This is a genomic window from Rubripirellula obstinata, from assembly GCF_001642955.1.
Classification (GTDB): domain Bacteria; phylum Planctomycetota; class Planctomycetia; order Pirellulales; family Pirellulaceae; genus Rubripirellula; species Rubripirellula obstinata.
Genome location: NZ_LWSK01000094.1, coordinates 1 through 22,160, shown reverse-complemented (window position 1 = coordinate 22,160; position 22,160 = coordinate 1). Strand labels below are relative to the sequence as shown.

General features: G+C 52.9%; 18 protein-coding genes. 9 read left to right on the top strand and 9 right to left on the bottom strand.

Going from position 1 to position 22,160, the window contains the following annotated elements:
* Positions 1-389: 389 nt before the first annotated feature.
* Complete coding sequence (locus tag RC85_RS18945) at positions 390-1,169, top strand: PEP-CTERM sorting domain-containing protein (RefSeq protein WP_068265677.1); 780 nt, start codon at positions 390-392, stop codon at positions 1,167-1,169.
* Here the strand turns inward: RC85_RS18945 and RC85_RS18940 are convergent.
* Complete coding sequence (locus RC85_RS18940) at positions 1,166-2,227, bottom strand: class I SAM-dependent methyltransferase (protein WP_238383167.1); 1,062 nt, start codon at positions 2,225-2,227, stop codon at positions 1,166-1,168. The two genes, RC85_RS18945 and RC85_RS18940, sit on opposite strands and share 4 nt — an antisense overlap.
* 153 nt (positions 2,228-2,380) lie before the next feature.
* Positions 2,381-3,562, bottom strand: a complete 1,182-nt coding sequence (locus RC85_RS18935) for an amidohydrolase family protein (protein WP_149753115.1) — start codon at positions 3,560-3,562, stop codon at positions 2,381-2,383.
* A gap of 184 nt (positions 3,563-3,746) precedes the next feature.
* Between RC85_RS18935 and RC85_RS18930 the strand changes: the two genes are divergently transcribed.
* Complete coding sequence (locus RC85_RS18930) at positions 3,747-6,002, top strand: serine/threonine-protein kinase (protein ID WP_068265674.1); 2,256 nt, start codon at positions 3,747-3,749, stop codon at positions 6,000-6,002.
* 137 nt (positions 6,003-6,139) lie between these two features.
* Here the strand turns inward: RC85_RS18930 and RC85_RS18925 are convergent, their stop codons facing one another.
* The 3 genes from RC85_RS18925 to RC85_RS18915 form a co-directional block, all read right to left on the bottom strand.
* The gene (locus RC85_RS18925) at positions 6,140-6,907 is read right to left on the bottom strand and encodes a response regulator transcription factor (RefSeq protein ID WP_068265672.1); all 768 of its coding nucleotides are present in this window, start codon (positions 6,905-6,907) and stop codon (positions 6,140-6,142) included.
* Positions 6,908-7,025: 118 nt separating this feature from the next.
* Entirely contained in the window at positions 7,026-7,394 is a 369-nt protein-coding gene (locus RC85_RS18920) for a four helix bundle protein (RefSeq protein ID WP_068265670.1), read from the bottom strand.
* Between the two features lie 155 nt (positions 7,395-7,549).
* Entirely contained in the window at positions 7,550-8,503 is a 954-nt protein-coding gene (locus tag RC85_RS18915; RefSeq protein ID WP_068265668.1) for a sensor histidine kinase, read from the bottom strand.
* Positions 8,504-8,555: 52 nt separating this feature from the next.
* Between RC85_RS18915 and RC85_RS28885 the strand changes: the two genes are divergently transcribed.
* The 4 genes from RC85_RS28885 to RC85_RS18900 all read left to right on the top strand — a co-directional run bounded on the left by RC85_RS28885 (position 8,556) and on the right by RC85_RS18900 (position 12,694).
* Positions 8,556-8,678, top strand: coding sequence for a hypothetical protein (locus tag RC85_RS28885; RefSeq protein ID WP_261340480.1), 123 nt, complete (start codon positions 8,556-8,558; stop codon positions 8,676-8,678).
* A 123-nt stretch (positions 8,679-8,801) separates the two neighbouring features.
* Positions 8,802-9,248 (top strand): hypothetical protein, encoded by a 447-nt coding sequence (locus RC85_RS18910; RefSeq protein WP_235033287.1) that lies wholly within the window; start codon positions 8,802-8,804, stop codon positions 9,246-9,248.
* A complete protein-coding gene (locus RC85_RS18905; RefSeq protein ID WP_068265664.1) occupies positions 9,245-10,324 on the top strand; it encodes an ABC transporter ATP-binding protein in 1,080 nt (359 codons plus the stop codon). The genes RC85_RS18910 and RC85_RS18905 overlap by 4 nt, the downstream gene beginning before the upstream one ends.
* 6 nt (positions 10,325-10,330) lie before the next feature.
* Positions 10,331-12,694, top strand: coding sequence for an ABC transporter permease (locus tag RC85_RS18900; RefSeq protein ID WP_068265662.1), 2,364 nt, complete (start codon positions 10,331-10,333; stop codon positions 12,692-12,694).
* A 238-nt stretch (positions 12,695-12,932) separates the two neighbouring features.
* On the opposite strand, the gene RC85_RS18895 is transcribed toward RC85_RS18900, so the two are convergent.
* Complete coding sequence (locus tag RC85_RS18895) at positions 12,933-13,931, bottom strand: diacylglycerol/lipid kinase family protein (protein ID WP_068265660.1); 999 nt, start codon at positions 13,929-13,931, stop codon at positions 12,933-12,935.
* Positions 13,932-14,170: 239 nt separating this feature from the next.
* On the opposite strand from RC85_RS18895, the gene RC85_RS18890 reads away from it, so the two are divergent.
* The 3 genes from RC85_RS18890 to RC85_RS18880 all read left to right on the top strand — a co-directional run bounded on the left by RC85_RS18890 (position 14,171) and on the right by RC85_RS18880 (position 17,881).
* Complete coding sequence (locus RC85_RS18890) at positions 14,171-14,620, top strand: hypothetical protein (protein WP_235033193.1); 450 nt, start codon at positions 14,171-14,173, stop codon at positions 14,618-14,620.
* A gap of 326 nt (positions 14,621-14,946) precedes the next feature.
* A complete protein-coding gene (locus tag RC85_RS18885; protein WP_235033192.1) occupies positions 14,947-16,425 on the top strand; it encodes a BamA/OMP85 family outer membrane protein in 1,479 nt (492 codons plus the stop codon).
* Positions 16,415-17,881 carry a BamA/OMP85 family outer membrane protein gene (locus RC85_RS18880; protein ID WP_084422834.1) on the top strand — a complete coding sequence of 489 codons (1,467 nt, stop codon included), beginning with the start codon at positions 16,415-16,417 and terminating at the stop codon, positions 17,879-17,881. The genes RC85_RS18885 and RC85_RS18880 overlap by 11 nt, the downstream gene beginning before the upstream one ends.
* Positions 17,882-18,013: 132 nt before the next feature.
* On the opposite strand, the gene RC85_RS18875 is transcribed toward RC85_RS18880, so the two are convergent.
* The 3 genes from RC85_RS18875 to RC85_RS28545 all read right to left on the bottom strand — a co-directional run.
* Positions 18,014-19,369 (bottom strand): DUF1552 domain-containing protein, encoded by a 1,356-nt coding sequence (locus tag RC85_RS18875; RefSeq protein WP_235033191.1) that lies wholly within the window; start codon positions 19,367-19,369, stop codon positions 18,014-18,016.
* Between the two features lie 8 nt (positions 19,370-19,377).
* A complete protein-coding gene (locus tag RC85_RS18870) occupies positions 19,378-21,759 on the bottom strand; it encodes a DUF1588 domain-containing protein (RefSeq protein WP_235033190.1) in 2,382 nt (793 codons plus the stop codon).
* A 220-nt stretch (positions 21,760-21,979) separates the two neighbouring features.
* Positions 21,980-22,160 (bottom strand): hypothetical protein (locus RC85_RS28545; protein WP_238383164.1); only part of this gene is annotated, 181 nt, incomplete at its 5' end.

Sequence of the window (22,160 nt, the reverse complement as noted above, 5' to 3'; positions counted from 1 at the left end):
ACTCGCTATGGCTCGCTACGGCCTACATGCTGGCGATCAGGGAAACGTGCCGTTGCCACAATGTTTCACAGCGCTGCAGTTTGTGTTGTCTGCCATGGTGCAGCTTGCCCAATTTGCTGCGTTGCAATGATTTTCATCGGCTAGCGCTGAACTGTCCCCGACTGAACCCTGGCGGGCCCAGCTACGACAGATTTTGCCAAATACGGAATTTGTTTCAGGACAGTTCCTAATCACCAAGAAAGGAAGTCGGATTTGGCAAAAAATGGAGAGCAAAAAATAGAAACCTGTTCTGCGTCTATCTGCCCTCACTCTTCATTTTTTGCCAACCTTCCATCGGCCCAGGACCAGGCCAATGCTTAGCAAATCATAACTTTCCAGCCGACCACGTCATGTCGTTGACCGAGAAGTGGCCGGAAATCAAGGATTTCCCAGATTCGAAGAACGATGAATCTATCCGGTGTTTGACAAAAAAACTCACACTAGGGCCTGGCAATCCGTTAGCTTGGGGGGGCGTTGAAAGGTGGTTCGGGCATGTCCTAACCCAACCTCAGATGCTTTTCGTCCATGAAAACGTAAATAAGGCAATCAAGATGGTTTATCGATTTGTAGTTATCTGCTCATTCTTATTGTGTCTCAGCAGTTCATCGTTTGGTGCTCTGGTCATCAACCTGACACAATCAGGAGCCAATGATGTAGTGATTTCGGTCAGTGGTTCAGGAACGGTAACCGCAGGTGGCAACAATCCAGGTAGCGTCATCGACTTTCAAGACTTTGGTTCCCCGTGGAATTCAAGTGTGGACGCGATATTTTCGCTTACACCAAACAATACGATTAGCTTAGGTCCGGCGACTTACAGCCAAGTAGCTCTCGATATCGTCGGTGGCTCAAGGTTTGACTTTGATTTTCGATCCGGATCATCCAGTATCAACAACGGTGATGACTTCCTCGGTAGCGGAACCGCGACAATTGTCGGTCTTTCTTTTGCGAATCTCACCCCAGGCACCTACACAAGTACGATTGCTGACACCAACGGAAATGATGCTGACAACTTTGGTGGTGTCACCCTAAACATCGTCGCAGTACCTGAACCGTCCTCCGTCGCGTCGTTCGTTCTTGTTGGCGGAATACTAGCCGGACGCCGGCGAAGACGGATCTTCGACGGCAACTAAACCCGCACCGCGAAACACACTTCACACTTGTTCCTAGCCAATTGGCGGACCTTGACCTCGGTGGCTCCCCAGCCGAGGACGGTGGTTCGCCATTTTTCGATTTGGGACGCTTCGTTGTAGTCGCCCAACTTCATTGTGATGATCAATCCTTCGAATTTGGTTTGTTCGTTTTGTACGATGTTGGCGACCGTGGTGAGCGTCTTCTCAGGCTTGACGTTGGAATCGACCAACATCCATTTTGCGCCGCGAAAGGTTTTGCGAGGCAGGTCGCCGGCGCGGGCTTGAAAGTGTTGGTAGTTGGGATGCTCGGATATTTGTGGATCCATTTCGGCGGGGTCGATTCCGATCACTCGCAAGCCGAGTTCCAACAACCGGCCGCATGCGCCGCCGGGCGCACTGCCGATCTCGACCGCTAAATCGCCTGGCTGTAAATCAAAACCGCTCCAGACAATCGCTTCGGCTGCTTTGTAGTAGGCGCGCGAGATTGGTTGCTGTTGCGGATTCATTGGTTGCACGCCGCCCGGCCAACGCGTCGGCCACGTCGTCGCGGTGTGGCATCCGACAAACCAATGCGACGGTTCCACCAAGACAACGTCCAACACGCTCTCATCAGGCCGAGCGATTTGATTGACCTCGCTAGCACGAATTGACTTTTCACCCACCGAAGCAAAGATCTGGTCGGCGACCAAACGCGTGACCTCGTCACCGCCCGGTTCAAATCCGAACCGACCGATCGGCGCACGATCCTTGGGCCAAACATGCAACTGATCAAACCCACGTGCGGCAAGCGGTGACTCGTCGAGCATCTTCACGAGTGCCTCGATTTGCGCACCGCCATCTTCTGACTTGGTTTGGCCGATCGAGCGAGAGGCCGTACGAATGAAGATACCGCTGGGGATCGGTGCCCCTTCATCGTGCTTTCCCGTCACGAAACCGGGACGAGAAAACGCCAACCGCCAACCGTCGGTCGCCATCGTCTCCTTGACGATTTTCTCTGCACCGTAAGCGCAACACATCATTGCAAAAGTGGGCTGAGCTGCCTGAGTTGTTATCGTCACTTAGTATGTTTTCGTGGGTTGGGGTTGGACGTCGAGTGTTCGTAGGCCGGAACAAGCTTTGCGCAGTTCCGGCCTGCATTGCTTTATAGTCGCCTTTCGCTCCGCGAAAGTGTGCTCTGACGTACTTTCGCTGAGCGAAAGGCGACTATTTCGCTAACGTGATTGGAACTTCTGCACCCGCTCGGCGACGCCGGGGATCAGCTTCGCGGCGTTTTCGTGATACATCTTTTTCAAAACGTCGTCTGGTAAGTCGATGCCGTAGATTTTCCAGAACCCCTGTGGCGGTGGAACTTTTTCACTGTAGTCAAACGACTCATCCGACGTTTCAAAGAATCGCCAGTAGATCCGCAGTCGTTGCTCGGGCCAAGGACCGTCGGTGCCGAACAGTAATCGATCAGCGTATCGAATCAAAAACTGACGCGCCGCCCTGGGTTGACGACCAAGTTCCGAAATCCGCGACGCTGGTTCGATATACAGATTCGGATACCGATCCAACCAGCCACCGACAACGCCAAGGTCTTCTGAGTTGTTGGCGATATGAGCACCGATAAAATTGGTGCGGGGATGACGGGCGATGACTCGGTTGCGTGCATCGAGCAATTCTTTTCTGGACGGAAAATCATCTCCGTGGAAACTCCAATCGGGATGACGCGTCAGTTCCTCGTAGCGTTCGTTTTTCTTGTCAATTGGATCGAAGAACGCAGCCGGGTCGGCGGTATGAATGATCACCGGGATGCCCGCCTTGCCGCATGCCTGCCAAATCGGATCCCAACGGGCGTCATCAATCTTGATTAAGGATCCATCCGGGTTTCGATAGCCCAGCCCAAAACGCTTGAAGACTTTCAGCCCGCTAGCACCCTGTTTCGCCGCTTCAGCAATTTGATCGGCCGTGCGAGTGGCGAAACCTGGTCGATGGCAATCCCAGGTTGCCGGGTCATCGGGATTGCCGTCGCCGATCCAGTTCACGTTGATGAAAACCGCGAAACGATCCTTGTACTCTTCCCACAGAAACTTCGTGTGGCTCTCGAAACGGCCGCCCAACTGACCGTCCAGCGAAACGCAGACGGCAATTTTGTTCTTGTCCATGACCTGAACAAAATCGTCTAGCATTTCAGCATTGCCACGAACCCTAAGGTAAAAATGGGTGTGAACGTCCACGACAGTAAACTTGGCGTGGTCTTTTTCCGTTATCTCCGTGACCAGTTTGCTTTGAGGACGGTAATCCTTCAGCAGCAGACCATTCGCCGGCGATGCGTCATCACTGGGGAGAACTTGCTGGCTGTAAGCTTGTTGCGTAGCTGACCCGCAATGGAGGAATCCTATGACGAGCCCCATGAACAGGCGGGCAACGAAACCCGAGTAAATTCGGGCAATGCATCGAACGAAGCTGTTAGAGGTCGAAAGTCGTGTCACAATAAAGTCGGTGCTTGCTTGGTGAATGTGCGAAAACGACAACGCGTCGAATTCGGCAGTAATGAAGAAGGATAACTCAAATGGCCAATAAAGTTGAACAACCCCGATGACTGACGAGCCTACGGAATTTCAAACTGCCGACGGCCAATCGACCAGCAAAAAGCTGTCGATGCGAGCGACGACGCCTCCATCGGAAGTGCCTGGTTATCGATTGAGCCGTTTCTTGGGCTCGGGCGCATTCGGTCAAGTCTGGGTGGGACTGGATCTGAACACGGGCCGCGACGTTGCAGTCAAGTTTTACCTGCATCGCGGCGGCGTCAATTGGTCGTTACTAAGCCGCGAAGTCAAGAATCTGGTCCAGTTGTCCACGGACCGGCAAGTCGTCCAAGTCTTAGAAGTCGGCTGGGATGCCGACCCGCCGTACTACGTGATGGAGTTGATTAACGGCGGATCGCTGGAAGATCTTTTAAAGAAGCGACCACGGTTGCCGGTTTCTGAAGCGACGGAGATGTTTCAGGAGATCTGCGTCGGACTGAACCATTGCCACGCCAAAGGTGTTTTGCACTGTGATTTGAAACCTGCCAACGTGTTGATCGGTGACGACGGGAATCCGAGGCTGGCTGATTTTGGTCAGAGCCGGTTGTCGCATGAACAGACACCGGCACTGGGCACGTTGTTTTACATGGCTCCCGAACAGGCGGATTTGAATTCCGCCCCAAACGCTAGTTGGGATGTCTACGCTGCTGGTGCGATCTTTTATCGAATGCTGACCGGCGATCCGCCGCATCGTGAAGGGAAGTTGATCAAGAACATTGACACCGAAGGATCGTTGCCCAAACGTTTGCAGCGTTATCGCGAATCGATTCAAAACTGCCCGCCCGCCGATGACCACTTAAAGGTGATCGGCATGGATCGAAGTCTGGGCCGGATCATTTCCACGTGCTTGGCAGCCGATCCTGCTGATCGATACACCAACGTCCAGCAGATTCTTGACGACCTGGACGAACGAGAGCGATCCAGAAATCGATGGCCGCTATTAATGCTGGGCCTTGTTGGTCCGCTGCTGATTTTATTGGCGACATCGTTCTTTGGTTATCGCAGTATCCAAAAGGCAACCGAGCGAACGAAGGAAGCGCTGCGAACCGAAGCCGGGGGCAGCAACAAGTTGGCGGCCAGCTTTGCGGCTCAGACTTTGGAAAGCGAGATCAAGGACTATTATGATTTAGTCCACGATGAATCCACACTGAATCGATTCAAATCGCAACTGATCAAGACGCTCAGCGACGAAGTGGTTTCCGAACTGCTAGCGGAAATTGGCGATGCCGAGACGCCCGGCGACACTCATCAGAATGACGAACTTCGCAAAAAGTTTTTAGCCGCAGAAGACGTCGTGAAGTTGACTGAAATTTTACAGGCTCGCCTGGCCCCTTACACCGAAAGCAATTCTGAAAATGGTTTGCCGCGTCTGGCCACCATGTTCGTGACGGATGCTTTGGGAACCATCATCAGCATCGCTTACGAAAATCCAGTCAGCTTCGAGGAAAACAGTGCGGGCAAAAACTTTTGTTACCGGACGTACTTTCACGGAGGCCGTGAAGACCTGGACAAAGATAACGTCACGATTGGCGACATCGAACCGCTCAGGCAGCCCCGATTGTCCGCGGCTTTTTCGAGTACCGCGACTCGCTATTGGAAAGTAGCAGTCAGTACACCGATCTATCTGGGCGAGGATCGAGCAAAACCGGACGCTGTCTTTGTCGTCACGCTCAATTTGGGTGACTTTGAATTGCTGCAAAGCAAGCAGGGTGCGAATCAAGTGGCGGTGCTGGTGGATGCTCGGCAAGGTGCAGCCCGCGGAATGATCCTGCAGCACCCGCTATACGATTCGCGGCGGAAACAAGGCATCGAAGTGAAGGAACAGAGTTACCAAATCGAAAGCGGTTTGATGGATCGTTTGATCCGCGGCGGCGACGTTGACTATCTGGATCCAATCGCAAAGGTTCCCGATGGGGCGGATTATCAGGGACCGTGGATCGCAGCGATGCAGCCGGTGATGTTGCCCAAGTCAGACAACAATCGTCTGGAACCGGCCGAACCTGCGACCCAGCGTTCTGGATCGACCAAGTTGGAAAAGGCTGACTTGCTGGTGCTGGTTCAGTATCGACTCGAAACCGTGATGGCTCCCGTAACACTGATGCAATGGGCACTGTTGATCGAAGGTGCTTCGGCACTCGCGTCGATTCTAGTGGTGATGTTGGTGCTTTGGTACTTTGTTCGCAAAGTCGACCAAATCGAAAATCGAGAACCATCGCAGCCGAAAAAAAACGATCCAGCACCGGCCGAAACGATCGCGGCACCGTAGCAGGGAATGGGCTCTCTGAAACACTGGGCAAAACGATGAAGGGGCAAAACGATGGTGCGCTGCATGCGAGGTAAAAAAGCTAAGGCTTGAAATCCAGCAAAGAACGCCATCTTCTGCAAACCGCGAAATACTTTGCGTCAGTCTTCTGTGGGTTCTGGCGTACTAGGTTCTGAAACAACGGGTTCCAAAACAAAACGATACCCGGCATCACGAATCGTTAGCAAATGGATGGGGGAAGCACTGTCGGGTTCAATGTGTTTTCTTAACCGAGCGATGAACTGATCGACCGCCCGCGTTTGCAAATTACCCGACACGCCCCAAACCTCACGCAACAGTTCGTCGCGGCTAATCACGCGACCATTGTTTTCAACGAAGTACTGCAACAACTTCAATTCCTTGGGCGTCATCCGCACCGAAGTTCCATCAACAGAGACTTCGTGCGTTTGAAAGTTCACGCTGACCAAACCAAAATCAATGTCCGTGATCGCTGCACGTTGCTGCTTGATGCCTCCACTTTTGGATCGACCGCTGACCTGCAACAAATTCTTGACACGGCTCAGCAATTCGTCCAACTCAAACGGTTTGCTCATGTACTGATTTGCCCCCGCATCGAAACCACGGGTTCGGTCTTCCGCCAACGTTCGTGCGGATAGCATTAAGACGGGAATGTCGATACCACCATCACGCAGCGTTTCGCAAACCGTGTAACCACTCATTCCCGGCAACATCAAATCAAGCACGATCAGATCCACACCCTCGCCAGCCCCATCCACCATCCGCAGCGCCGTCGGCCCATCTTCGACCAATGTGACGCGATAGTTTTCAGCTTCCAAGTTGTATTTGATCCCGACCCCAAGATGCTTTTCATCTTCGACGACCAAGATATGTGAGCGTTGGTTTGACACTTCTAGAAATGTTTCCTGATGAGTTTAAGTTTCGTAATCGTTCACCGTCTCGATTTACGATGAGCCTTCATTTTTCAATAGATATTTTTCAATAGTCAATTGTCATTGAAAAAAGAGTCTATTTTCGATGCTCTAGTTTCTGCTTGGCTGTCTTCGCCGATGAGTTCAGTATCCGACAGAGCTGCTGGTTTTCGTCAATCAGCTCTTCCATCAATTTGCATTTCATCAAATCAGCTCGGCAAACCATCTTCAGCCAGACGCTTGTTTCGTTCAGCTCCTTTAAAGCTATTTTCAACTTGTGAACAAAATCAGCACTGCTTTCAGCAGCTCTCGCTTCAGCATAGTTGGGTGCCGGGGATGTTCCGCTTCGCAACAACTGCCTTGCGATATGCTTTGCTGCTGGCGAATTAGGAAGCGCATTTGCCAGTTTGATGATTCGCACTGCAAAATCAATTAGTCGATCTTCTAGCTCGTTGGCTTGGCTCACGGCTCTCACCTTCCATTGACAAATGACTATTGACAATTAATCAGTGATAAATTGTATCCATTGCATTTATTCGATTGTCAGTCGCCATCGATTGCTGGTGCAAACAATAGACAACCGCGATGTATTCCCGTAAACCGTGATCGGTTACCAAGTTTCTACTGCTTAGAGGCAACCGAAGGACTTGTGTTCTTTTTTTCCACCACACCCGGTAACGTCACTTCAAACTGGGTGCCAGTTCCCTCGGCCCGATCGGTAACCCGCACGCTGCCACCGAGTGCTTTGGTAACGGTTCGGACCAAGTACAATCCTAGTCCTGTGCCGGGTGTGCTGCGTTCCAGCTCGCTGCCCAGTCGCACAAAACGACCGAACACTTTGCGTCGTTGGTTAGCAGGAATCCCGGCTCCGTTGTCGATGATCAACACTTTGACACGATCGTCCATTTCTGGATAGGCAAACACTTTAACGTTGGGCGGCGAACCACCGTACTTGACCGCGTTGTCGATCAGATTTCGAAACAGAATCTCCAACTGAACCAATTGACTGCGGACAATAATCTTGGGTGAATCCACTTCCACGGTCGATTCGGGCAAACGGTATCGCAAGCACGCCGCCGCACCGCATTGAACCAACAAATCATCCAAACTAAGCGTCTGTGCGTCACTCGGTTCAATCCCACGTTCGATCCGAGCGGCATCCAACAAGTGGTTGATCAGCGAGTCCAACCTTTCAACGTCCTCCAACATAAATTGATGAAAATCCTTGGTTTGCTGCTCGTCAACGTTGCGCCGATTCATCGTTTGCAGATACAGCTTCAGCGATGCGATCGGACTTTTTAATTCATGGGTGACTGCATCAATAAAATTGGACTGACGGCGATTCAAGTTGAACGCTTTGACGGTCAGGGTCAGGTAAGCGATCACTCCGGCTAGGACTCCCGCCAATAGGACCGTTCCCGTTGCCAAAAATGCGAAAAAATATGTCTGAGACTTCAGTGCTCCGGTTAGCCCAAGAACATTGCCTGTGATCCAAACAATGGCCAAAATGACGACCAACACGATCATCACGACGCCCAGGGCAATCGGAGCCTTCAAGGATCGCCGCTCTAACATGGTTTTCGGGCCGTTGGCGTAGGGAAAGGACGAGACAGAGAGGTGGACAAATGTGACCTTCTTTTGTAGGGAAGATCAAGACAAATTCGAGTTCCCATCGAAGTTCCAAGCAATCATGATGAACCATTCGGGTAACGAACAGAGTTTGGAAACCGAGCAGATCACCGAGTTTTGAAAAATTTGCCCAGGTCGTCACAATTTACAGCGAAGTGCTGATGACGTTGGCAGGCTTTTTCGCAATAATCAAGTATGACAGGCGATGGATTCACCCTAAGGCGGCTGTAAAGAGATCTGATTGATGAGTGCAGACACACGCACACGGCGATTTTGCGAACGAACGATCCGACAGGTTCGTCTGGATTGTAGTCGGGCGCTGCTGCGGGCACGCTTTTGTCCCGACCGTAGTGATGTGATTCAAGTTCGTTGCATCGATGATCAACTTGAGTCCGACGAAAACTTCGGAAGCCAACTGTGGTACTTCGAAGGTACCGGAGTCGATGAACACGATTACCGACATCGCGTCTTCGGCGTGGTCGAGTACTCGATGCAATTTGGGTTGCAGGAATTGGTCGAGGATGGTGTTTTCGATTCCGACCATCAACGCGAACGGTTTCGGAATCTGTACGAACGCGAGATGCATAAGCCGACTTGGCGTCACCCGGCGCACCGCTGGTTACTGGCAGGTTTGATCATGGTGACATTGATCTGGTTGACCTACTTGCTTGTGCGAACGTTGACTGCGTGAATCTGTCACCAGTCGTCGAAGTTTGCGATCTTCGGAAAGCGTACGGACAAGGTTCGCTGTTTCGCCGGCGCGGTCGTGTGGAAGCATTACGCGGCGTTTCATTGAGTGCGAAATCAGGTGACGTCTTTGGATTGCTAGGCCCCAATGGTGCTGGCAAAACAACGCTGATCAAAACTCTGTTGGGCGTCGTCAAACCAAGTTCGGGGACCGCTTTCCTATTCGGACAACCCGCCGGATCCAGTGCGGCACGCATGCGAGTCGGCTACCTGCCGGAAACGCTGCGAGTGGATCGTCATCACACGGCTCGTTCGGCGCTAAAGTTCTATGGTCGGCTAAGCCACATGGACCAAGCGTCGATCAATCGCCGCAGCGACGAATTATTGGAACTGGTCGGCTTGCAAGGTCGTGATCGCGAATCAGTCCGCCAATTCAGCAAAGGCATGTACCAGCGTCTTGGCCTGGCGCAAGCGTTGATGCACGATCCCGATTTGCTGTTTCTTGATGAGCCAACCGACGGTTTGGATCCGGTGGGTCGAAATGAAGTTCGCAAAGTGATCGAGCGACTGCGTGGCTTGGGGAAAACGATTTTCCTAAACAGCCATATCCTGCAAGAAGTTGAAATGGTCTGCACGCGGGTCGCGATCATGGACAAAGGAATGGTTTTGGCCAGCGGTGCCATTGGATCCGGGATTTCGATCGACGATAACGGTCAAAGCGACGCAATCATCGGCTCAGCGATCGGTTCAATGATCGACGGCAAACACGAAAACGCCGCTGTCACCTTTGACCTGCTTCATCCGTCTCATCAGGATTCAAGCAATCAAGCCGACGAAACGATACGAAAGTGTTTTGACCGATTTGAAAATAGCCACGCGGTGATCCAACCGCTGACGTCGCCCATCGCAACCCATCGAGTCGTCGTGACGCCTTCGGACGACCAAGCGGTTTCGCAATCGGACTTGGACCGCGTCGTTGACGATCTTCGAAGCCACAGTATTTCGATCGTGCGTTTGGATACTCGAGTGCCAACGCTGGAAGATACGTTCATGCGATTGATTTCTTCACAGCAAGGTTAACCACGCATGTCGCTGCGGCCCTACCAAGCCATTATCGCTGATTCATTTCGCTCGGCACTTTCGTCGCGAGTGTTATGGATTGCGATGGTCGCAATCTGGTTGTTCCTGATTCTGCTTTCCCCGTTCGGATATCGCGAAGATTACACCACCGAATTTAGGAACCAGGATTTCCACAATGGAACTCGCCTGAAAGGCATGCTGGCCAGTGGTCTTGTCGATCCCGACGTTCGCGAAGAACCACTCGGCCTAATTGCCAGCGCAGTGCCGGAAGACTTACAGCGACAACTACGTCTGGTCGGCAAGGGAGATGAAGTTCGAATCCGTTACTCCGTTTTGACCGATGCGTTGAATGGATTGATCGAAGACGAATCGTGGTACAACGCACAGAGTTGGCAATCGACAACCCGCTTGCGAGAATTGCGTGAACTGGATGAACAAGATGTCGAACAGCTTTCAGATTCGCTTCGCAAGCGGCGAGCTCGGTTGAGGATCGAAGCAGCGTTGCCGGGCGTCTTTGAAGCTCGCGCATCACGATCGATCTTGTTGACCTATGCGGGATTAGACTTTCCCACCGAAGTGACCGTGGACAAGCCGCAGTTCAAAATGCTGGTCAATCAATTTGTGCTGCCGCTGATCATCAATTGGTTGCTGGGTTTCATCCTGATCTTCTTGGGCATTTTGGTAACCGCTTCGATCATCCCCGACATGCTACAACCTGGATCACTGCACTTGCTGCTAAGCAAACCAGTGTCGCGAACTCTCTTGCTGCTGTCCAAGTTCGTCGGTGGTTGCGCCTTTGTCCTGTTGTGCGTCACACAGTTGGTCATCGGCTTGTACCTCATTGCCGGACTCAGGCTGGACATCTGGAACCTACGACTGCTTTGGTGCATACCTGTTTCCGTTTTTCTGTTTTCAGTCTTCTACAGCGTTTCAGTTTTAGCGGGGCTTCGCTGGCGATCACCGATCCTAGCCATCGGCGTCACCGTCATCTTCGGCGGAATTTGCATGCTGGTGGGATTCATCGGTGGCTTGTCCGATGGCTTGGTGACTGGCCCCGATCGGCTGAGCCATCTAGCGGTCGCAGGCGATGATATTTTTGCAACCACGAAAGGCGGAGGCATGGTTCGCTTTGATGCCTCCCAAAATCAATGGTCAGAAATTTACGAGAGCGGACCGGGAAACCGGGATCGCGTGTTGGCTCCGCTGGCGATTAGCTCGGACCAGATTATCACCGCACGAGTGCGTGGCGGACGGATGAACCCGTTCGGCAGCGGTGCTCCTGAACTAAGCCTGCTGAGCCGTAAAAACGACTGGAGTCCCGAACCAAGCCTTCGACTGCCGACCGGAACAACCCAATTGCTGGCTCCAAAGAAGATCGCCCCCGCCAATGATTCTATTTTTGCGCTCAACACCAGCGACCTACTCACCACGACTCGTTCCGAAATCCTGCTTGCCGCTGGCGAGCAAAAGGAAGATGCCCCAACCCCTGAAAGTGACGCTTCCCAAAACACACCGTCTTGGTTTTCGAAGTTGAACAGCTTGATTGGTGGGAAGACCAAGGGATTTGAAAACATCACACCAGAGCGCATGCCACTGACTCAACCTAGGTCGGTCGCGGTCGTCAATGCAAATACCGTCGTTGCGATCAGCGGCGGACGGTTGATGCGAGTCGAAAAAGCCCCGACCGATCGCTGGACGATCGCAAAACAGCGCACGCTTGCAGGCGACAACTCCTTGGACACGCTGTTGGCCGTCACGGGCGATCAATTGATGCTGGCACGCCCAGACGAACCGCTACGAATCATTGATTTGGAATCCCTGCAAGACCTAGCGGAACTCGAAATGCCGACTCGGTCATTTGCGACGCAATTGGTCGGTTTCAGTAATGCCAACGGGGACGACACGTTCTTGGTAGTGCTCAGCGACGGAACTTGCCGGCAAGTCAACTGGAAAGATGACAGCAAGAAACGCCTGAATGACTTTGCAAGGATCGGACCAAACGAAATCGAAACTCTATCTTTTGATCAGCCAGCCAACCGATTGTTTTTCGCGCACAACGTCGATCAGTTAGACGCGATCGACGTCAGCACCGGTGACACAGTTCTGTCGATCCGCCCCAGCGTTACCGGATGGCGACAGGTCGATCAGCTTGTCGTCACGCCGCTGCGATGGCTCACCCCGCAAACCGGCGATTTGGGCGAGACCATCGCGACCATGATCAGCGGAAAATCCGCGTTTAGTTTTAGCAGCGGCGATGGCGAACGTGAAACCATTCGCCGCAAAGTCGCCGGCCCCGTGATCAGTTGCACCGTGTTCACAACCGTCATGCTAATGATCTCATGCGTCTACTTCGCAACTCGCGATTTCTGATCCGCCGATCAACACCGCGTTCTAAATCGTTTAACCGCGTGCCCAACGCGTCCACGCGGAACAAAAAGTAGCATGGCGGCCCCCCGCCGTGGACTCACCCCGCGCACTGTAAGGCCGCACGACGCGCAGGGCGATGCCCACGCGGCTAAACGAACTAACACGTGTTTACCGGGACCAAAACTCTTCACGGCGTTGGGCATCGCCCCACGCGGTTGGCGACGCAAGAAACGTCAGCCGATTAGTTTACCGGCGGTAACAACAGCTTGACTGCCTTGGGGCGAACGCCAATCTCGATCGGCAGCCGTCCTGCGTAGTCTCCATCGACCTGAAAATGCACTCGATCAGTGGCGTGAATCCGAACCGCCGGTGCCCTGAATCGGATCGTGTCGGCAAACTTCAAATGACGTCCGGTTTTAATTCCCGCGACATACCGCAACCCGCTGGCGATCGATCGACCTTGGAACGCGATCACATCAAGCAAGCCGTCATCGCCGATCGCGTCCGGTTCAATCGTCAATCCGCCGCCATAACACGGCAAGTTGTAAACCATCGCCCATCCGCAACGAATCTCTCGTTCGACTTCCCCGTGATCCGATACGGCTTCAATCGTCAGTTCGGGAAACCGATACTGCCGAAGCACCCGAGTAATCGGAACCAGGTAGCTGCTGCGACGAATGTGTCCGCTGCGACGAAGGTGCAAGTTGCGAACGACCTCGGCATCAAACCCGCAGGTCGCCATCGTCAGCATCGGTCGCACGCGTGAATTCGCGGATGACCGGACGCTGCCCAGATCGATCGACTGCTGCGTGCCGGCGACAATGGTGTTGAACACGTGTTCGGCTTCGACGCGATGTCCAAAATGCCGGGCGAGCAAATTTTCAGTGCCCAAGGGCATGGGGACGATCGGGATTAAAGCTTGGTCAACGCTAGAAAGCTTGTTTGATGCAGCCAGCAACTTCGATGCAGCCAATGTCACCGTTCCATCGCCACCCGCAGCGACGACAACGATGCTTTCACCCGATGCCAAAGCTTCAGCCGACAAATGATCCAGATCACTTGGGTCGTGAGTTAACGCTGCCTCGATCGGAGTCGCCGCCAACAGATCCATCAACCGGGGAATCTGAGTTCGATTAGCACCGCTGCCTGCCTTTGGACTGGTCAGCACGACCACGCGACGCCGAACCGGCGAAGGATGGTTTGGAACAGTCGAGGAGGATTCAGGTCGGGGAAGGTTCATCGGTAGCGAGGTTTCTGAGTGGAAAGATCAGTGCATACGTAAAAAGATGAGCCTTTTTCTCGCACGGCGCTTCGTGGTGACCTAGCGTTTTACGTGTCGTCATCGAAATAGCACCCGCCGATTTCTGAGCAGGTCATAACCGTTTCGACCGTCACCATCGTACTGATCCGCATTGGATTAGTGTTGACCGCAGACTTACGACGTTCACCCCTTTCCCAACGTTCACTAGGATCACTCACGTGCAAGCCGTTCGCCGATATTGGGCCGCTGGTTTAATCCTGTTGATGGTTGCCGTACACGCAGCCGTGATTGGATACGTACGCAGTCGCGTTGCCCAGCTTAGCAACGTCGAAACGACTGCGTTCGAGATCGGTAACTTCCGGTTCCAAACAACCGGCGACAACAACACGGTCTACCACTTTCGGTTGCACGCGGTGCTGGACCCATCAAAAATTCACCGCGGTCGCGAACGCTTGACCGTGATGCAGATGGAAATCCACGAAGCCGCCGAGCAATTGCTTCGCCAAGTCGATCCGACATGGCTTGACGATCCGGCTCAGGCACAAATACGCGAACGGTTGATGGAAGTCGTACGATCGCACTTGGACGAAACTCTGGTCCAACGCATCATGATTACCGACTGGCTAGAACTGCCGGTGGAGACGCTTGGCATCTCAATAGCCGGCTAGTGGTCTATCGCAGCTTAATTTTAGGGTAGTGGATCTTGTTAAAGATCCTATCGCGAGAGGATCTTTAACAAGATCCACTACGGCACACCCTAATTCTTAGCTGAGACAAGCCACTAGATCCAGTTTCACGGCGTGTTTGCGTCGTTATGAAAACTGATAATCAGCACATTTTTCTTTTTCGCGTGCGCCAGCATTGAATCTGACTTGTGGCGGTTTGCTTGGCATTGGTAGTTACGGCTGTGTGATGGGGCCCGATTCGATCGAATCCAACGGCCCAACATCACTGCTGTGATTATCCCTACCCACGTTTTCGGTCCGTCTGGCGAATGCCCCTACTGCGAAACTTTGGTCCACGAAACCTCGATCCAAGCAACCGATTCAGCACGCTAGTCATGCTGGCTTTGGTCGTCGCATTCTCGATCGGATTCAGTAATTCGGCGCAGGCTCAAATGGGCGGAATGGGTGGCGGAGGCGGTGCGCCAGGCGGCGGAGGTGGCCCAGGTGGCCCGGCTGAAAAACCAAAATTCAGAGACTTTATCCACGACCGTGGCGGCATCGACGTCCACCGCGAAAAAGGCGATGCCCTCGTTGCCGCCGTTGAAATCCGCGGCAACCGACGCGTCAGCGACCACCGAATCGAACAAGAATTGCGGACTCGTCCCGATCGTTTCTACGATCACGACACCGTGCTAAGCGACATTCACCGCCTAACCGATATGGGCATGTTCGATCATGTCACTTTCGAGACAGAAAAAGTCCAAGGCGGAATGAAGGTAACCTTCCTGGTTACCGAAAGCCCCGTGATTACTCAGGTGATCTATCACGGCAACCAAGGCATCAACGAACGCGAACTCGGTGGACGTGCCGGGATCACCGCGAATGATCCGCTGAGCGTTTTTTCAGTGGAATCCGCACGCAGACGTTTGGTCGATTACTACAAAGAAGAAGGCTTTAACCAAGCCACCGTCGATAGCACCATCGGAACCGATAACTCGCCCGGTGAAGTGATCTTCCGAATCAACGAAGGGCCAAAAGAACGGATCAGCAAAATGCGGATTCTTGGCAGTTCGATTGTCAGTGAATCTCGTCTGAAAAAAATCATTACCAGCCGCGGACCCTTCGGCGGTTTTTTTCCGTATGCAAACAACAAAGCTGACCTCAGCAAGATCGACAAAGATGTCGATGTGCTGGCCGCTTACTATCACAACCTTGGTTTTCTGACCGCAACCGTCGGCCGCCGGTTGGAATACGACCGAAGCGGAAAGTGGTTAAGCGTTACATTTGTCGTCAACGAAGGGCCTCGCTTTCGAGTCAACGAGATTCAGATTCTTGGCAACGAATTCATCCAAGAAGAATCGCTGCGAAATCGCTTGGAACTAAAATCCGGCGACATGTATGACGGAACCCTTCTGCGTCGCGACGTCGGCGAATTGACCTACGGCTACGGCGAACTTGGTTTCATCTACGCCGAAGTCGAACCACAAACGGTCATGCGTGACGAAGAAAACATCGTCGACTTGGTCTACAAAATTTCCGAAGGCGACCGTTGGCGAGTCGGCGAGATTCGCGTCAACATCGATGGCGAGCCCGATTTGATGCGGGAAACAACGATGCTGAATCTGGTTGACCTTCGCGAAGGCTCGTTCATCAATCGCCGACTGCTGGAATTGAATCGCAATCGACTTGAACGGAGCGCGTTGCTGGAAACTAATCCTCAAATCGCTGACCCGCCAGACATCAAGGTCATTCCGCGTGAAGACAATCGCGCCGCGATGCGATCGAGCGGGGGTTCCAATGATTACTAGATTCCAACGTGCCAGCGTCGCTGGCTGTCGGCTTTTTGAAACCTGTTATCTCCTGCTTTGCATTGTCCTCCGAATGAACCTGTCGCAAAAACCAATTCCAAAGCGTTTCTTTGCGACGGGGCTGATTGCGATCACATCAGTGCTGTTCGGGACCGTCGTCGCGCACGGACAAAGCGGTTCGCGTTACTCGATTAGCCCTCAACAAACCAATCCTCAGCAATTCCAACAGGCGCCTAAACAGCTTCCCCAACAGGCCCCTCAACAAACGTTTCAGTCCCCGCCAGTGCAGTCGCTGCCGCCAGCACCGGTCCAGAATTTCCAATCGGATCCTTACGCACAACCGCAAACCTATTCGTCATACCAGGGACCGCAAGTTCGTGATGCCGACTTGGTCATCGATGGATACCCAGCCCGAACCGGCCGAATCATGCTTGGTGGTGCCGTCAACAGTGACGCCGGTGTTACCGGTCAAGTCACGATCGACGAACGCAACTTTGACATCATGCGTTGGCCGCGATCATTCCAAGACTTAGCCAGCGGTACGGCGTTTCGTGGTGCAGGACAAACGTTCCGAATCGAAATGGCACCCGGTACTGAATTCAAGCGTTACACCGCCAGCTTCGTGAACCCAAACATTTTCGGATACCAACCGGTCAGCATGTCGGTCAGTGGATTCCTGTTTGATCGTCGTTTCAATGACTGGAACGAAGAACGATTGGGCGGTCGGCTGGCGTTTGGATATCGAATCACACCCGACCTTTCGGTCAGTGCAGGCATCAGTGGCCAGAACGTCAATATCGAAACCAATCGAGGCGGCCCCGCCGCGTTGACCGACGTGATTGGCGACAACGAAGTCTACAGCGGCGAGATCTCGCTGACCCACGACACACGAAACAGTCCGATTCAAGCCAGCGAAGGTCACTACTTTGAATTCTCATTTGAGGAAGCATTTGGTGACTTTGATTACGCACGATTCGAGACGGAATTCCGACAATACTGGTTGGTCACCGAACGAGCCGATAAGTCGGGCAAGCAAACGATTTCGTATTCAACGCAACTCGGTTTCAGCGGCGAAGAAACACCGATCTTCGAAAACTTCTTTGCGGGCGGTTACGCCACACTTCGTGGTTTCGATTTCCGCGGAGCCAGCCCGGTTGATCCTATCAACGGAGTCGAAACGGGTGGTCGATTTCAATGGCTCAACAGCGTCGAATACATGTTCCCAATCACCGCCGACGACGCCTTCCGCGGCGTTGCGTTTGTTGACTTTGGTACCGTCGAAGACGAAATCAAAATCGACAGCGACAACTTCCGTGTCGCACCCGGTGTTGGCCTCCGCGTCGCCATTCCGATGCTGGGACCAGCCCCGTTGGCGTTCGACTTCGCCATCCCAGTCGCAAAAGCCGAGACCGATGACGAGCGAGTGTTTAGTTTCTACATGAGCCTGATTCGCTAGGCTGCAGGAATAGCATAGGTAGGCCGGAACAAGCCGCTTCGGCGCAGTTCCGGCAATTGCATTGAAACGAGTTGGATTGCCGGAACTGCGCCGAAGCGGCTTGTTCCGGCCTACGTTTGGTTTGTCTCTCTCTCAAACCAATCCCGTCAACGCGCCATCGCCGCAGTAATCTGCGTTGCCGAACGACGTTTCGGGATAACCCATCGCTTCGGTCACGCTAAGCAGCAATCGATTGTGCGGTTGATGATTGAACTGCATCGATCGGCCTGTCTTGAAACCCAAGCCGCCACCGACCATGACAAACGGAATGTCGTTCCGCGTGTGAGAATTTCCTTTGCCCAATTCATTGGTCCAAACAATCGTCGTGTGATCTAGCAAGCTTCCATCACCATCAGGCTCGGGCGTTTCGCGAAGCCGCTTGGCCAGGTGAGCGATCTGTTCGGCATACCAATGATTGATTTTGATTAAGTCCTCGTAGGCTTTTTTGTTGTTGTCGGGTTCATGCGAAATCGAGTGGTGGCCTTCATTGATCCCCAACCAACGCATGCGAGGATTCCCGACGCTGTTGGAAACCTGAACCGTTGCGACGCGAGTGAAGTCGGCTGCCAAACTGTTCACCAACAACTCGGTTTGCATTCGGCTGATCTTGGGCATGTTGTCGTTTTCCTCGGCCACATTCGGTGGCAGATCCGGCACAGCATGACCGACGTCCGCATTTGCCTTGGCATGTTCTAGATCATTCTGAAGCTCTTTTTCAATCGAACGCACCATCCCCAGATGCTGGTCCAGCATTTGACGATCTTCAGCACTAGCCATCGCATGCAGTTTGCGAAAGTCATCCGTCAGATCATCCAACACGCTGGCCATCATCGCCCGATTCTGAGTCTGCCCGTACAGCTTTTCAAACATCTGATACGGATCACTGATCGGCGCGACTGGCTTGTTCGGCCCCGCGTAAGACCAGCGCGTCCAAGTGTCCGCACGCTGCGGAACCATGACGCCGAACTCTAGCGATCCAAACCGCGTCTGAGTCGATGCGTTGGACTGCAGTTTGTTTTTTAAGTGTTGGTCGATTGAAATCCCCATCGACCAACCCGCCGGCGTATCGCTGCCGCCTTGCACGTCGCCGGGAAACAACTCCACACCAGTCAACAAACAACCAATACCTCGCATATGCCCATCACCGTCACCCTTGATTTTGTTGTCGATGCCACGCAACGTCAGCAATTGATCCTTGAACGGTTCTAGCGGTTCCAGGATCCGTTTCAGCTTCGTTGAGTCCTTTCCGATCCCAAAATCCCCGGCTTGATCGGGCCAGAAATGTTCGGGGATGATGCCGTTGGGCGTGAAGACAAACACAACACGCTGCTTTCCAGACGCTTGCACGCCCGAATCAGCCGCCCACCCAAGACTGGGCAACGCGAATGCAAAATTCGCAGCAGCAGAACTAACGCCCATGTTGACGATGAAGTCGCGTCGAGATTTCATGGGGCTTCTCATTGAAACTGCTCGCTTTGATTAGGCAATGGATTAGGCAATGGATTCGATGCGATTTCAGCAATCCAGACGATCAATTGCTGAACGTTAAACTCCGCAGACACGAAACGCTGTGTCAGCTCGCTCGATAAATTTGGTCCGTAGGCAGCAATCGGTTGTTTTACAAAATGCTCAAAAGCCGCTTCGACAAACGCGTGATGACAATCCTGGCTGCCCGCCAAGTAGTCACCCAATTCTCGCACTCCGTCAAAACGAATCGTTTCGTCATCGCGAGTCACGTAGCTGCCGCGGGCATCGACGGCTTGGTCTTTCTCTTCCAATCGAAACCGACCGCTCGCATCAAACTGCTCAAATGCGAATCCCAATGGATTGATTTTGGAATGACAAACCTGGCAACTTCGTTCGTCCGTTTGCAACTGAACACGTTGGCGAGTGGTCAAGCCTGGATGCAAATCCGGATTCAGGGGAGAAAACGCTGCATTGGGCGGACGAAGGACTCGGCCAAGCACATGACGCGTCAGGAAAACGCCTCGATGAATCGGAGACGACGTCCGATGATACGCCAGTTTGCTTAACAAAAACGGATGCGTCAGCACACCAACATGTTCGATAGGATCACTGACGCAGCGCTGGAGACCTGAATCATCTCCATCAACTGGCTGCCAAGCGTTTCCGTAAAACGATTCAATGCGTGGCGTGGTAAACATCCAATCCGCCTGCAACAGTTGCCTGAAATCGCTCGATTCGCTGTAGATCACTTCGTCAATAAACGCGCTGAGCGATTGACGTAAGTCCGCAACCAGGGCTGCGTCAAATCCTGGGTACAGAGATTGGTCTTTGGTGATCTCATCGATTTGATCGAGGTCTAACCAGTGATAAATCAGTTCTTTTGTTTTCGCTCGACATCGATAGTCACCGACCATCCGCCAAGCAGCTTGCGTAATCTGCTTTGGTTTGGCCATTCGGTTGGCTTCCATCGCCTTGACGATCCATTTATCCGATGGCAGCGAATCGTAGAGCGTCAGTGCGAGCCTGGTTCCCACTTGCCGACTCTTCGATCGATCTCGATCCAGCGTCGGATACAAAAACCGCGGTGATTTGATCGTCGAAAGAACGACCAGCTTGATTGCGTCATTGTGGTTTTCGTTATTTTCGATGTGCCGATCAACGAAGTGCTTTTGCATTTGATCGTCCAGCGGACGCCGAAACGCGGTGCTGACCAAACGGACCAGGAACGTTCGCAAGTGTTCTCGGTTGTCGTTTTTCTTTTTCCGATTGCGTTGTAAATACATCGGATAAAGTTCGTCGGTCGCAATGGCCGCAAATTCAATCGCCGCATCTGTCGTTGACTGATCCCAAGACCGGTCGATCGCGGTGCCACGCTTGTACCCATAACTCCGATCGTCCGGCGGCAACTTTGATTGCAGTGCAAAGGTGGCGGGCATTTCATTTGGGATCAAATGGGAAGCGGGAATGATTTCTTGGACGCCGCCCGGTGTCGTCCACTGCAACGAGATCCTCGCTTCGGGCTGATCTGTTTTTCGCTTCCGCTGAAACAGTTGCAATTTAATTGGATAGCAACGCCCGGCCGTCAACTGAAGCGTCTCGCGAAACTCCTCTTTGCCAGCCGACTGGACTGCATTGTCGATCAGGCGTCGTTGGTTGTTTCCAAAATCCAAAGTGAACGCACACGTACTGTTGACGACAATTTCGTAGCGTCCCGTTTCCATCACCAACAGCGACCCATTCCAATTGATATAGAACTGCGATGCATTGATGCCTTCGCCGGGACCGTCGTCCGCAAAGTCAAAGTCGATCGTCGAATCAACTCTTTGAATCTTTAGCTTTTCTTTTTTCCAGTTTTTGTCGTCGAAATATCTTCCCGTCAGGCCTCGCCCATCTTCCGTCCAAGGATCGCCGCCAAAATGCATGTACAGATCAGCCAAACTCTGTCTCAATTGATTCGCCGTCAATCTTGCGAGTGAGATTCGTGGCGGGCGACGGCGAATCTGCGCAGCCTCGCTGTAGAACTCATGATGAACGTATGCCGCAACGGCCTTTGCGTCTTCTGCAACGCAGGCATCCGGATCTTCTTCGGGCATCGTTTCACTGATCAAAGCCGCCAGTTGGCTAACCGTCGCATCGCCCGTTAACGGATCAGGATAAAAGTCCTCGTTGCCTTCACCGTTGTTGCCATGACATGCCAAGCACTGTCGAGCGTAGATCGCGGCACCGCGTCGGCGAATGGTCTCGTCGGTGATGCCGTCGGAAACTCCGTTTGATTCTTGCCGAATCGGCGGCGCAGCATTCACCGCTTGTTGACCGGTTTCCATTGCGAACAGAAACAGAATCAACGATGCGGGAAGAACAGATCGTTGCAAGCGATTCACGTAAAATGGAAGGTTGCAAAGTGAGCGAAAGGAATATGGCGATGCCTGAGTCTAAAGATAGCTCCGCAAATCTGCACTCGCAATGATTCGCTTGGGGGTGCCGGGCAACGCCGTGAAGAGTTTTGGACTGTTTAACCGCGTGGGGCATCGCCTGGGCCGCTAAATCTTTGGTATTGACATAGTATTTTGCAATTAAGAATTTGTTCCGCTTTCAATCCAATGCGGCCATTCGAATCGTAGGAGGCAACTCGATCGATTTCCGTTGCGGGCTTGTCCCGGCGGAATCACAACTGGCGGCTACCAATGTTTCAACGCCAGTTCCAATCTTCTTCAGCCACGATCTCCGCTGCGGGCTTGCCCCGGCGGGATCAACGAATTTCGCTCGATCGCGC